Here is a 12,785-nt window from a genome sequence, read left to right on the forward strand (position 1 = left end):
CTCCCGTAAAGGCTCGGAAAGGTCTTGGTGCTGGATGTCAGGCGCGGTGGTTTGGCGTGGGGGTGCTTGCGCTCACCCCGCAGCCACGTATCGAACCGGGTAACAAAAGAGCGCACCTGTCCCACCGCATCCATGATGGCCACGCGGCGAAGGTACGAAGGAAATTTGTAGTAACATTTGGCGAAATAGGGATAGCGTACTTGCGGCCGCTGGCGGGTCGGATGAATAAGCCCTTCGATCACCTTAACGACGTCATTGCCTTTGCCAGTTCCCACCACCGGCCAGTGGGTATAGGCCACGGTCATCAGATCGCGCACCAATCGCCGATACAGTGCCAGCGTATCCACCAGAGCGGTCTGTTGGTCGGCACTGGTGACGTGTAGCGCCAGGGAGTCGGAACGGATGATCGGCATAAGAAAACTATATATCTAACCAGTTATAAGAACAAGCAAGGCTAACGCCTTGCCCTGCCTTAACTGCCGATTCATTCAAAGAATCGAATCGCAGAATGCGGCAGGATTTTGTTCAAAACGGCAAATGCACTGAGGCGGTCAGCTGGTTGAGATGGCTCAGGTTAGAGGCATCGATGCGTTCGTATTCCAGACGGCTGACCAGCCGATCGATCGTCATTGTGGCGCCAAACCCCTCAACGTTGGCGGTGCCGCCTTTATCATGCAGTTGGCGCGCATTATTTGATTCGCCGCGCCATTCTGTCAGGCCGGATTTGGCATAAACACTGAATGCCCCCATGCGAATCCCCGCCACCAGAGCGCCGCCCAAACTGAGTGTATCGATCAGCATGCTGCTGGAGCCGGCATCGATAGGCACTTCATCGCTTGCGCGATAAGCCAGTTCGGCGCCGAGATCCAGACTGGGTGACTGCCAAGGACTAAAGCCTGCCGTGACACGAAACCCAGAAGTATAGGTGTCTTGGCTGCTCAAGTTACTGCCTTCGATGATCACACCATTATCGAGCTGTAGCAGCTCACTATCCGGTGCACTGTACGCTGGAATAATGCTCTCATCGGCATGGCTATAAAGAAACGGGGTAAAGCTTAAAAGCGTTGCCCAAGCCAAGCGTTTCATGGCTATCCTCTCTTCATCCTGATGCGGATGGGGAAAATAGTAATCCACTCAGACTAGCAACTCGCTTTGATTTCCACCACCTGGATCGCTTCATCGGCCAGATTTTTTACCAGATTCTTGCCCATTTCCATGAAGCGTTGGCCGAAAATCAACTGGGGCGATAGCGCCGGGGCGGGCTTGGTTTGGCTATCATGTTGAGTGGAAAGAGTTTCCTTTTCGCGCTGTCGCTGACGCCAGGCCAAGGCATCGGCACTCCAATCTTCTACATGATCCAGATGAAATCCCGCCTTGCGCATTTTTTCCAGCAACATCGCGGTAGGCATCAAGCAGGAATGCTGAGGATCGCTGGCCCAAGGCACCGGGTAGCGCAGTGACACTACATTCGGCCCGCTGACCACCTCATGCATGACCACGACGCCACCGGGACGCAGTACGCGGCGACATTCCGCAAGCACCTTGGTGGTATCCGGCATGTTGAGAAAACTGTGCTGAAACAGCACTGCATCAAAGCTGGAAGAGATAAAAGGCAGCGCCATGGCGTTGCCGGTAATTGCATGAAGCTGATGTTCCAGCCCTAGCTGGCGGGATAAGCCCTGGTTGAGGCGGTTGAAGGCGTGGGTGATATCCAGCCCGACCAGCGTAAAGCCTTGCTGGGCGGCCTGGCGCATCAAACCGCCGACACCCGCGCCAACATCCAGCACTCGGGGGTGAGTGTCGGTATTCAGCAGGTTCAGCAGTCGTTGGGAAGCCTTGAGCCCACCGATATGCAGTTGGTCCAGTGGCGCCAACTGATAATACGACGCCCCTGCAGGGTAGTGCTCGGCCACCCGGTCGAGCACATCTTCCACGGTGAGATATTGCTGATAGTGATTAACAAGGCTCACTTTTCTAGACCAAGCTCTTCGATAGAAATTTCGCGCATCTTGAATTTCTGGATCTTGCCGGTAACCGTCATCGGGAATTCATCGACAAACTTGAAATAGCGCGGAATCTTGAAGTGAGTGATCTTGCCCTTGCAGAAGGCGCGAAGGTCTTCCGCGGTGACATCTTCCGAGGTGCTGTTCAGCTTGACCCAGGCAATCAACTCTTCGCCGTATTTCTTGTCAGGCACGCCGGTGACCTGAACATCCGAGATGGCCGGGTGGGTATAGAAAAACTCTTCGATTTCCTTGGGATAGACGTTTTCGCCGCCGCGAATCACCATGTCCTTGATCCGCCCGACGATCTGCAAATAGCCCTCTTCATCCATGGTGGCCAGGTCGCCGCTATGCATCCAGCCGGCTTCATCAATGGCTTCGGCCGTGGCCTTGTCATTGTTCCAGTACTTGAGCATCACGCTATAGCCACGCGTGCACAGTTCACCGATTTCACCGCGCGGCAGAATCCCGCCATTGCCGGGATCGACGATCTTGCTTTCCAGGTGTGGCTGAGTGCGGCCTACGGTGGAAACGCGCTTTTCGATGCTGTCGTCGGCACCGGTCTGGGTGGAAACCGGGCTGGTTTCGGTCATGCCGTAGGCGATCTGTACGCCTTTCATGTGCATCTTTTCAATCACTTGCTGCATCACGGCGCTGGGGCAGATGGAGCCCGCCATAATCCCGGTGCGCAGCGTGGAAAGATCGAAACTGGCGAAATCCGGGTGTTCGAGCTCGGCAATGAACATCGTGGGTACGCCGTAGAGCGCCGTGGCGCGTTGTTCGTGTACAGCCTTGAGCACGTCGGCGGGATCAAAACCTTCGCCGGGGTAGATCATCGTCGCCCCGTGGGTCATGCAACCCAGGTTGCCCATCACCATGCCGAAACAATGGTAAAGCGGCACCGGAATCACCAGGCGGTCTTCACTGGTGAAGCCCATGCTTTCCGCAACGAAGAAGCCGTTGTTGAGAATATTATGATGGGAAAGCGTGGCGCCCTTGGGAAAGCCGGTGGTGCCGGAGGTGTACTGGATGTTGATCGCATCATCGAACTGCAGGGTGGCTTGCAGGTCGTCGACGTCCGTCTGGCTGATAGCGTCTGATTCCGCCATGAAGTCCGCCCAGCGCCACATGCCGTCATGCTTGTCGTCGCTCAGGTTAATCACGCACTCAAGGTAGGGCAGTTTCTGGGATTTCAAATGGCCTTCAGCTGATGCTTTAAGCTCCGGCGCCAGTTGATACACCATCTCGCCGTAATTGGAGCTTTTGAAGGTGTTGGCGGTGATCAGAAAGCGCGCTTCGGACTGATTCAGGGCGTATTCCAGCTCATGGGTGCGATAGGCTGGGTTGATGTTGACCAGGATCGCGCCCAATTTGGCGGTGGCGAATTGAGTCAGCGTCCACTCGCTGCAGTTGGGGGCCCAGATAGCCACGCGATCACCAGGCTTGACACCCACCGCGAGCAGGGCGCGGGCGCAGCGGTTGACTTCTTCCTGTAGCTGGCGGTAGCTCCAGTGAATGCCCTGATGCAGGACGATCAGCGCATCGTTGTCCGGATAAAGTGCCGCAATTTCATCGAATTTGTCACCGATGGTCATGCCGATCAACGGCTTGGAGGCGGTGCTGCTGGTGTAGCTGGGAAGCACCGGCATTTGGGGGTTGTTCATGAGCGTTTCTCCAAAGATTGTTGTTGTCCGAACGGCCTGGCATCGCAATCAGTGCGATAGAGGCGGCTGCATCAAGCACCGACACAGCCCTTTGCCAATGCCACCTTGGAACTGGGTTTGCGACCTAGCTCAGCGGTTATCCAATAGCCGGTATCGATCACCGCCTGGAGATCGATCCCGGTCTTGATGCCGAGCCCTTCCAGTAAATAAAGCACATCTTCGCTGGCCACATTGCCCGACGCACCCTTGGCGTAGGGACAACCCCCCAGGCCGGCGGTGGCGCTGTCGATCACCTGAATGCCTTCTTCCATGACGGCATAAAGGTTGGCCAGTGCCTGGCCGTAGGTGTCGTGGAAATGCGCGGCAAGCTGAGTGACGGGTATCTCACGGCTGACCGCCTCGACCATGCGCTTGGCCGCCAGCGGCGTGCCGGTGCCGATGGTGTCGCCCAGCGAGATTTCATAGCAGCCCATGTCATACAGCGCCTTGGATACTTCGGTGACTTTGGCGGGGGCGATCTCGCCTTCGTAAGGGCAGCCCAGCACACAGGAAACATAGCCGCGCACCCGCACATTGGCCTCACGGGCGCGCTCCAGTACCGGCTCGAAACGCTTGAGAGATTCCGCCACGGAGCAGTTGATGTTCTTTTGCGAAAAAGCCTCTGAGGCCGCGCCGAACACCGCTACTTCCTCCACCCCGGCGGCAATGGCGCCTTCCAGACCGCGCAAGTTGGGGGTCAGCGTCGAATAGACCACGCCGGGCTGGCGAGTGATACCCGCCATGACCTCGGCGGCATCGCCCATTTGCGGCACCCATTTGGGCGAGACAAAGCTCGCTGCTTCGATATGGGTCATGCCGGCCGCTGCCAGGCGATGAATGAATTCGATCTTGGTCGCGGTGGCAATGATCGGGCCGGGTTCGTTTTGCAGGCCATCCCGGGGGCCAACCTCGAACAGGCGCACGGAGGAGGAGGAAGGAAGTGGCATGTCGCTCTCCTGATCAGTTGGCATCGTCGGCGGCGAATTCCAGCAACACATCGCCCTGGCTCACCGTATCCCCGGACTGGAAGTGGAAGCTTTCCACATGGCCGTCGGCGGGGGCGGTCATGGTGTGCTCCATCTTCATGGCTTCCATGACCATCAGCGGCATGCCTTTTTCCACCCGCACACCTGGGTCGACCAGCAGCGCCACCACGGTACCGTGCATGGGCGCGGTCAGAGTGGTTTCGGCTTCATGGTGACCATGGTCAATGGCATCGATACGCCGCCAGAACAGGCGTGTCTCACCGGCGGGGTCGGCCATCACCACCACATTGCCGTCCCGGCGTGCCTGCAGGCGACGACGATGCCCGTTCAGGGTCATGGCCACGGCATCGCCGTTAAGGGGCGTCAGGTAGGCGGTGAGCGTTTCATCGCCAATGGTCAGATTCCAGGGGTTATCGCCGTTTTCACGCGTCCCTTCGACAATCACCACGGCGGCGGAGTCGTCGCTGTCCTGGGCATGCGCCGGGTCGCACAGGGCGATGCGAATGGTATAGGGGGCGTTGAGGCGGAAACCGTCGTGCCTGTCCCAGGGAGAGTCGCTCTCGCATTCCCGTGCCAGTTGATTCAAACCCACCAGGGCGGCGCTAGCGTACTCTTCGGTGGAGTAGCTGCGTGGCGCGAACAGGGTCGCTTCGTTGCGCTCGATGAAACGGGTATCCAGCTCGACGTTGCGAAACCCCGGATGGGTGGCCAAACGTTGCAGGAAGGCGCGGTTGGTGACCACACCCTGTACATCCAAGGCGGCCAGGGCACGGTTGAGCGTGGCCAGGGCCTGATGGCGGTCATCGCCGTGAACGATCAGCTTGGCGAGCATGGGGTCGTAGTGCATCGACACCACGTCACCGGATTCCACACCGCTGTCCAGGCGAACGCGGGCGGGGTCCAGACCCGCACCTTCCAGGTCCATGGCGAAGCGGTTGAGCTTGCCGGTGGCAGGCAAAAAATCCTGCTCCGGATCTTCGGCGTAAAGGCGTGCCTCGAAGCTGTGGCCGGTAATGGTCAGCTCGTCTTGGGTGCAGGGCAGGGCTTCGCCCATGGCCACGCGCAGCTGCCACTCGACCAGATCCTGGCCGGTGATCATTTCGGTGACCGGGTGCTCGACCTGAAGGCGGGTGTTCATCTCCATGAAAAAGAAGCTGCCATCCGCATCGAGCAGAAATTCCACGGTGCCCGCGCCGACGTAACCGATTTCCTTGGCGGCACGCACGGCGGCGTCACCCATTTCACGGCGAAGCGGCGCGGTCATGCCCGGCGCAGGGGCTTCTTCGAGTACCTTCTGGTGACGGCGCTGCACGGAGCAGTCGCGCTCGAACAGGTAGACACCGTTGCCGTGGCTGTCGCAGAACACCTGGACTTCGACGTGACGCGGCTGGGTCAGGTATTTCTCGATCAGCATGCGCTGGTCGCCGAAGGCCGCCTGGGATTCCCGGCGACAGCCATCGAGTGCCGCCTGGAAGTTGTCGCTGGATTCAACCACCCGCATGCCTTTGCCACCACCACCGGCGCTGGCCTTGAGCAGCACCGGGTAGCCGATCTTGTCGGCCTCCACGCGCAGCAGGGCGTCATCCTGGTCGGCGCCGTGATAGCCGGGCACCAGCGGCACACCGGCATCCGCCATGCGCGCCTTGGCGGCAGATTTATCGCCCATGGCGGCAATGGCCGAGGCGGGCGGGCCGACGAACACGATTCCCGCCTTGTCCAGCGCTTCGACGAAGGCGCCGTTCTCGGAAAGAAAACCGTAGCCGGGGTGAATGGCGCCAGCACCGGTGCGCTTGGCGGCTTCGATCACCGCCTCGACCTTGAGGTAGCTTTCGCGGGCCGCCGCCGGGCCGATACGTACGGCTTCATCGGCTTCACGCACATGGCGGGCGTTGGCATCGGCGTCGGAATATACCGCCACGGTTTTCAGGCCCATGGCGCGGGCGGTACGCATCACGCGACAGGCGATTTCGCCGCGGTTAGCGACCAGCAAAGTATCGAATATCATGAGCGGCGCTCCGTAGCGGAAGAAGAGACTTTATCGGAAGAATCTTGAGCGGAAGACTGTTTGTCGGAAGGGCTTGGCGAAGGAACCCAGGCGGGGCGGCGTTTTTCCAGAAAGCTGGCCAAGCCTTCCTGACCTTCGGGACTGACACGCAGCTTGCTGATCACGTCGCAGGTATGGGCGCGAGTGGCGTCGCTATCCGGTTCGCGGGCCACCGCCGCCAATAATGCCTTGGTAGCTCGGCTGGCTTGAGGCGAGGTGCCGAGGAGCGTATCCAGCATGTCGTCGATCGCCGCGTCGAGATCGTCGGGCCCGACGACCAGATGAACCAGATCCAGCACCAGCGCCGTGGATGAGTCGATGACTTCGGCGGTGAGGGCGTAACGGCGTACCTGACGTTCGCCCAGTGCCCGTAACACATAAGGGCTGATCACCGCCGGCGACAGGCCGATGCGGACTTCGGAAAGACAGAACTTGGCTTTTTCCGAGGCAATGACGATATCGCAGCAGGCGGCCAGGCCAACCGCGCCGCCGAAAGCGGCGCCTTGCACCCGGCAGATGCTGGGGCAGGGCAGGGTGTCCAGGCCGTGCATCAAGGCCGCGAGCTTGTGCGAATCAGCAAGATTGGCGTCAAGGTCGTAATCGACCATGCGCTTCATCCAGTTGAGATCGGCGCCAGCCGAGAAGCTCTTGCCTTTCGAGCCCAGCACCACCACTCGTACGTCACCGCGCTCGGCGGCGTCATGCAGGTGGGTCAGGTGGGCATTGAGTTCGGCGATCAGGCTGTCGTCGAAGGCGTTATGTACTTCGGGGCGGTCCAGCGTCAGCCAAGCCACGCCGCGGTCGTCGATTACCAGCTGTGAGTAGTGGGGGAAATCCGTCATATCGACCTCACATCCGGAACACGCCGAAGCGTGTCTCTTGTACGTCAGCATTCATCGCCGCAGCCAGGGAGAGGCCGAGCACATCGCGGGTCTGGGCGGGGTCGATCACGCCGTCGTCCCATAGGCGGGCACTGGCGTAATAAGGGTGCCCCTGATGCTCGTACTGCTCGCGGGTTGGCTTCTTGAACGCTTCTTCCTCGTCCTGGGTCCATTCGCGGCCTTCGCGCTCGTACTGGTCGCGCTTGACCTGGGCCAGAACGCCTGCGGCCTGTTCGCCACCCATCACCGAGATGCGTGCATTGGGCCACATGAACAGCAGATTGGGATCGTAGGCACGCCCGCACATGCCGTAGTTGCCGGCACCGAAGCTGCCGCCGATCAGCACGGTGTACTTGGGCACCTTGGCACAGGCCACGGCGGTGACCAGCTTGGCGCCGTGCTTGGCAATACCTTCGTGCTCGTACTTCGAGCCCACCATGAAGCCGGTGATGTTCTGCAGGAAGATCAGCGGAATCTTGCGTTGGGCGCAGAGTTCGATGAAATGCGCACCCTTGACCGCGGATTCGGAAAACAGCACGCCGTTGTTGGCAACGATGCCCACCGGATAGCCATGAATATGCGCGAAACCGGTGACCAGGGTGTCGCCGTAATAGCGCTTGAATTCGTCGAAGTCGGAGTCGTCCACGATGCGCCCGATGACTTCGCGGACGTCATAGGGTTTCTTCAGATCGGTACCGACGATGCCGTAGAGCTCGGCGGGGTCCAGCCGGGGTGGTTTGGGTTCTTTCATCGCCAGCTTGCCGCGTTTTTGCCAGTTCAGGCGTGACACACAAGCGCGGGCCAGCTGCAGGGCATGGGCGTCGTTTTCGGCGTAATGGTCGGCCACGCCGCTTTTCTTGGCGTGAACGTCGGCGCCACCCAGGTCTTCGGCGCTGATTGACTCGCCGGTGGCGGCCTTGACCAAGGGCGGGCCGCCCAGAAAGATGGTGCCCTGTTCCTTGACGATGATCGACTCGTCGGCCATCGCGGGGACGTAAGCGCCCCCGGCGGTACAGGAGCCCATCACCACCGCGATCTGAGGAATGCCTTCGGCGGAGAGCGTGGCCTGGTTGTAGAAGATGCGCCCGAAATGGTCGCGGTCGGGAAACACATCATCCTGGCTTGGCAGGTGAGCACCGCCGGAATCCACCAGATAAATACACGGCAGGCGATGCTTGCGGGCGATTTCCTGAGCGCGGAGGTGCTTTTTCACCGTCATTGGAAAATAGGTGCCGCCCTTGACGGTGGCGTCGTTGGCGACGATGACGCATTCCACGCCGGAAACGCGGCCGATGCCGGTCACCACACCGGCGGAGGGCACTGGCGCATCGTAAATCTCATGGGCCGCCAGTGCCGAGAACTCCAGGAAAGGCGACCCTTCGTCGATCAGATGATCGATACGGTCGCGGACGAACAGCTTGCCACGCGACTCGTGTCGGGTACGGGCCTTTTCGCCGCCGCCCTGGCGAATCGCCGCGGTGAGGTCGCGCAACTTGACGACCTCCCTGAACATGCTGGCCTGGTTGGCCTGAAAGACGTCGCTGCGCGAGTTGATCTGGGATTGCAGAATGCTCATGGTGCCGCCCTTACTTGGATTCGTTGAACAGTTCGCGGCCGATCAGCATGCGGCGAATCTCGCTGGTGCCGGCGCCGATCTCGTACAGCTTGGCATCGCGCAACAGGCGTCCGGTGGGGTATTCATTGATGTAGCCGTTGCCGCCGAGCAGCTGGATGGCATCCAGTGCCACCTGAGTGGCCTTTTCGGCGCAGTACAGAATGACCCCGGCGGCATCCTTGCGCGAGGTCTGGCCGCGGTCGCAGGCGCCGGCTACCGCATAGAGATAGGCCCGACAGGCGTTCATGGTGGTGTACATGTCGGCCACCTTGCCCTGAACCAACTGGAACTCACCGATCGATTGATCGAACTGCTTACGCTCATGAATATAGGGCAGCACGATATCCATGGCCGCCTGCATGATCCCGATAGGGCCTGCCGCCAGCACGGTGCGTTCGTAATCCAGGCCGCTCATCAGTACGCGAACGCCTTTATTGACTTCTCCCAAAACGTTTTCCGCGGGTACTTCGCAATCCTGGAACACCAGCTCGCAGGTATTGGAGCCGCGCATGCCCAGCTTGTCGAGTTTCTGGGCAGTGGAGAATCCCTTGAAGTCCTTTTCGATGATGAAAGCGGTAATCCCTTTGGAGCCTGCGTCCGGGTCGGTCTTGGCATACACCACCAGCACATCGGCATCGGGGCCGTTGGTGATCCACATCTTGTTGCCGTTGAGAATGTAACGGTCGCCTTCCTTGCGTGCGCGTAGTTTCATCGACACCACATCGGACCCCGCACCCGGCTCGGACATGGCCAGGGCGCCCACGTGGTCTCCGCTGATCAGCTTGGGCAGGTACTTGGCTTTCTGTTCCGCGTTGCCGTTGATCTTGAGCTGATTGACGCAAAGGTTGGAATGGGCGCCGTAGGAGAGCCCGACCGAGGCGCTGGCACGGGAAATTTCTTCCATGGCGATACTATGGGCAAGGTAGCCCATGCCACTGCCGCCATCTTCTTCCGAAACGGTGATCCCCAGCAGCCCCATATCGCCGAACTTCTTCCACAGATCGTTGGGGAATTCGTTTTTCTCGTCGATCTCGGCCGCTCTAGGGGCGATCTCGCTGGCGGCGAAGGCGTTGACATGCTCACGCAGCATGTTGAGTTCATCGTCGAGGCCGAAGTTGAGTTCTGCGTAATGGGTAAACATGGTCGATCACCGTTATGAAGTTTGGAAGTAAGAGCCAGTGCAATAAGCGTCAGTGCACCGTGGCGGAGCGAGAGGATGCCTTGCTGTGCTTGCGGGTCACGTCGGAGGCCTCACCCTCGGGCTCGCCATTGGCTTCGGCGTTGGGTTCGGACTTGATGTCATCGCTGGAGGGGTCATCGTCCTGTTTCTGGAGAAGCTCCTCAAGCGCTTGCCGACAGCGAATTTCGGCGCTTTCCAGCTCTAGCTGGACAATGGCGATATCTTTCATTTGTTGTTCCAGGGCAGCGCGCCGTTCAGCTATCTTGCTAAGCATAAGATGCAGCTGTTTTTCGCTGCCACTACGTGTTTCATCCCAAAGCTCGAACAGCTCGCGGATTTCCGCAAGGGAGAGTCCTAGCCGTTTACCGCGCAGGGTGAGCTTCAACCGCACCCGATCCTTGCTGCTGTAGACGCGCGTCTGGCCACGCCTGGCAGGATGCAAAAGCTCCTGATCTTCATAGAAACGAATGCTGCGAGTGGTGAGGTCGAACTCGCTGGCAAGCTCACTGATGGAATAGGTTTTGCTCATTGCGGAAACTCTCTCAGAGGAGTGCCTCTTATGAAACAGTGTCACTGAGGCTAAAACAAGTTCACGTTAACGTAAAGTGCTAACTATTCATTTTCATTTTGCGTTGAATAGCGTTAAGTCTTTGAATTTTAAATATACAGCTGCCTTTTGGAGTGGATATGATCGTGCGTCTATACCAAAGTTGTAATTGTAATACCCCCTTGTAGGTTGCTAGTTTGCTCTCACACCTTACGTTCAGGTAAGGACTGGATGCCGGCAAGACAAGAGAAGGCCCAGCCGGTAAAAAAGTCAGCACAAGAACAACTAGAGGCTTGTTTATTTCATGAGTGCAGACTACGTTCTCGAAACCCGAGGGCTGACCAAAGAGTTTCGTGGCTTTACCGCCGTGGACGACGTCAATCTTCAGGTACAAGAAGGCCATATTCATGCATTGATTGGTCCCAACGGTGCCGGCAAGACCACCGTTTTCAATCTGCTGACAAAATTCCTTCCCCCCACCCGCGGTGAAATTCTCTATCGGGGTAAACCCATTACGGGAATGAAGTCCAACGAAATTGCCCGACTGGGCCTAGTGCGCTCCTTCCAGATTTCCGCCGTATTTGCGCATATGACCGCTCTGGAAAATGTTCGTGTGGCCTTGCAGCGCAAGCTGGGGACCTCGTTTCATTTCTGGAAGTCGGAAAAAACCCTCGATCATCTTAACGAACGTGCCATGGAGCTGCTCGAAGAGGTCGGCCTGCGGGAATATGCCGATATCCTCACCGTCGAGATGCCTTATGGGCGCAAGCGCGCACTGGAAGTGGCGACCACGCTAGCGCTTGACCCCACCATGATGCTGCTCGATGAACCGACCCAGGGCATGGGGGCGGAAGATGTCGATCGTATCGTCGAGTTGATCCGGCGTGTTTCCAAGGGGCGCACCGTGCTGATGGTGGAGCATAACCTGAGTGTTGTGAGCCGGTTGTGTGACCGCATCACGGTACTCGCCCGTGGATCCGTTCTGGCGGAAGGGGATTACGACAGCGTATCGCGCAATCCGCTGGTCAAGGAGGCTTACATGGGAAGTGAAGCGGCGGAAGAAGAAGGGGCGCAAGCATGATCGAGACAGCCGAACAGGTTCAGGAAACACCCGAAGCCTCTCAGTCGGAAATGCTGCGGGTTCAAGATTTGCACGCCTTCTATGGCGAGTCTCATATCCTTCATGGAGTGAGCTTCAACGTCAAACGTGGGGAGCTGGTGACCCTGCTGGGGCGCAACGGCGCCGGGCGTAGCACCACCTTGAAGTCCATCATGAACATGGTGGGGCGCCGCACAGGTTCCATCGTGATCAACGGCGAAGAAGTGCTGGGCATGAAGGCCCACCACATTCCGCGTCTGGGCGTGGGTTATTGTCCGGAAGAGCGCGGCATCTTTGCGAGCCTGGATGTCGAGGAAAACCTGTTGCTGCCGCCAACCGTGCGCTCGGGTGGCATGGGGTTGGATGAAATCTACGCGATGTTTCCCAACCTTTATGAACGTCGGCGTAGTCCGGGCACGCGACTTTCCGGTGGGGAGCAGCAGATGCTGGCCATGGCGAGAATTCTGCGTACCGGCGCACGAATGCTGCTCCTGGATGAAATTACCGAAGGGCTAGCACCGGTTATCGTGCAAAAACTTGGCGAAGTCCTTATGCAGCTTAAAGAACGTGGGATGACCATTGTGCTGGTGGAGCAGAACTTCCGCTTTGCCGCTCCCTTGGCCGACCGTCACTTTGTGATGGATCACGGTCAGATCGTAGAGGAAATCAGTGCGGCGCAACTTCCGTCACGTCGCGAACATCTCAATTCCATGCTGGGGGTATAACG

General features: G+C 58.8%; 10 protein-coding genes and 2 pseudogenes. 2 read left to right on the forward strand and 10 right to left on the reverse strand.

Translation table 11 applies throughout. The features are described from left to right. The 10 genes and pseudogenes from GPM19_RS14860 to GPM19_RS14905 all read right to left on the reverse strand — a co-directional run. A pseudogene (locus GPM19_RS14860) lies at nucleotides 1–413 on the reverse strand (IS200/IS605 family accessory protein TnpB-related protein); the annotation flags it as partial. A 112-nt stretch (nucleotides 414–525) separates the two neighbouring features. After that, the gene (locus GPM19_RS14865) at nucleotides 526–1,086 is read right to left on the reverse strand and encodes a putative outer membrane beta-barrel protein (RefSeq protein ID WP_160419804.1); all 561 of its coding nucleotides are present in this window, start codon (nucleotides 1,084–1,086) and stop codon (nucleotides 526–528) included. A gap of 53 nt (nucleotides 1,087–1,139) precedes the next feature. Then, nucleotides 1,140–1,970, reverse strand: a complete 831-nt coding sequence (locus GPM19_RS14870; protein WP_160419805.1) for a class I SAM-dependent methyltransferase — start codon at nucleotides 1,968–1,970, stop codon at nucleotides 1,140–1,142. Continuing rightward, nucleotides 1,967–3,667: an AMP-binding protein gene (locus GPM19_RS14875; RefSeq protein WP_160419806.1), complete on the reverse strand. Its 1,701-nt coding sequence runs from the start codon at nucleotides 3,665–3,667 to the stop codon at nucleotides 1,967–1,969. The genes GPM19_RS14870 and GPM19_RS14875 overlap by 4 nt, the downstream gene beginning before the upstream one ends. A gap of 71 nt (nucleotides 3,668–3,738) precedes the next feature. Then, a complete protein-coding gene (locus GPM19_RS14880; RefSeq protein WP_160419807.1) occupies nucleotides 3,739–4,653 on the reverse strand; it encodes a hydroxymethylglutaryl-CoA lyase in 915 nt (304 codons plus the stop codon). A 13-nt stretch (nucleotides 4,654–4,666) separates the two neighbouring features. Continuing rightward, entirely contained in the window at nucleotides 4,667–6,697 is a 2,031-nt protein-coding gene (locus GPM19_RS14885; RefSeq protein WP_160419808.1) for an acetyl/propionyl/methylcrotonyl-CoA carboxylase subunit alpha, read from the reverse strand. Then, nucleotides 6,694–7,578 (reverse strand): enoyl-CoA hydratase-related protein, encoded by an 885-nt coding sequence (locus tag GPM19_RS14890; RefSeq protein WP_160419809.1) that lies wholly within the window; start codon nucleotides 7,576–7,578, stop codon nucleotides 6,694–6,696. The genes GPM19_RS14885 and GPM19_RS14890 overlap by 4 nt, the downstream gene beginning before the upstream one ends. 7 nt (nucleotides 7,579–7,585) lie before the next feature. Beyond that, nucleotides 7,586–9,193: a carboxyl transferase domain-containing protein gene (locus tag GPM19_RS14895; RefSeq protein WP_160419810.1), complete on the reverse strand. Its 1,608-nt coding sequence runs from the start codon at nucleotides 9,191–9,193 to the stop codon at nucleotides 7,586–7,588. Nucleotides 9,194–9,203: 10 nt separating this feature from the next. Beyond that, nucleotides 9,204–10,373, reverse strand: a complete 1,170-nt coding sequence (locus tag GPM19_RS14900) for an isovaleryl-CoA dehydrogenase (protein WP_160419811.1) — start codon at nucleotides 10,371–10,373, stop codon at nucleotides 9,204–9,206. 181 nt (nucleotides 10,374–10,554) lie between these two features. After that, nucleotides 10,555–10,941, reverse strand: a pseudogene (locus GPM19_RS14905) (MerR family transcriptional regulator); the annotation flags it as partial. 322 nt (nucleotides 10,942–11,263) lie between these two features. On the opposite strand from GPM19_RS14905, the gene GPM19_RS14910 reads away from it, so the two are divergent. Together GPM19_RS14910 and GPM19_RS14915 are read left to right on the forward strand one after the other, a co-directional pair. Continuing rightward, nucleotides 11,264–12,040 carry an ABC transporter ATP-binding protein gene (locus GPM19_RS14910; protein WP_114487804.1) on the forward strand — a complete coding sequence of 259 codons (777 nt, stop codon included), beginning with the start codon at nucleotides 11,264–11,266 and terminating at the stop codon, nucleotides 12,038–12,040. Continuing rightward, nucleotides 12,037–12,783, forward strand: a complete 747-nt coding sequence (locus GPM19_RS14915; RefSeq protein WP_202114861.1) for an ABC transporter ATP-binding protein — start codon at nucleotides 12,037–12,039, stop codon at nucleotides 12,781–12,783. The genes GPM19_RS14910 and GPM19_RS14915 overlap by 4 nt, the downstream gene beginning before the upstream one ends. Nucleotides 12,784–12,785: the final 2 nt, after the last annotated feature.

It is taken from the genome of Vreelandella zhuhanensis, assembly GCF_009793355.1.
GTDB lineage: Bacteria > Pseudomonadota > Gammaproteobacteria > Pseudomonadales > Halomonadaceae > Vreelandella > Vreelandella zhuhanensis.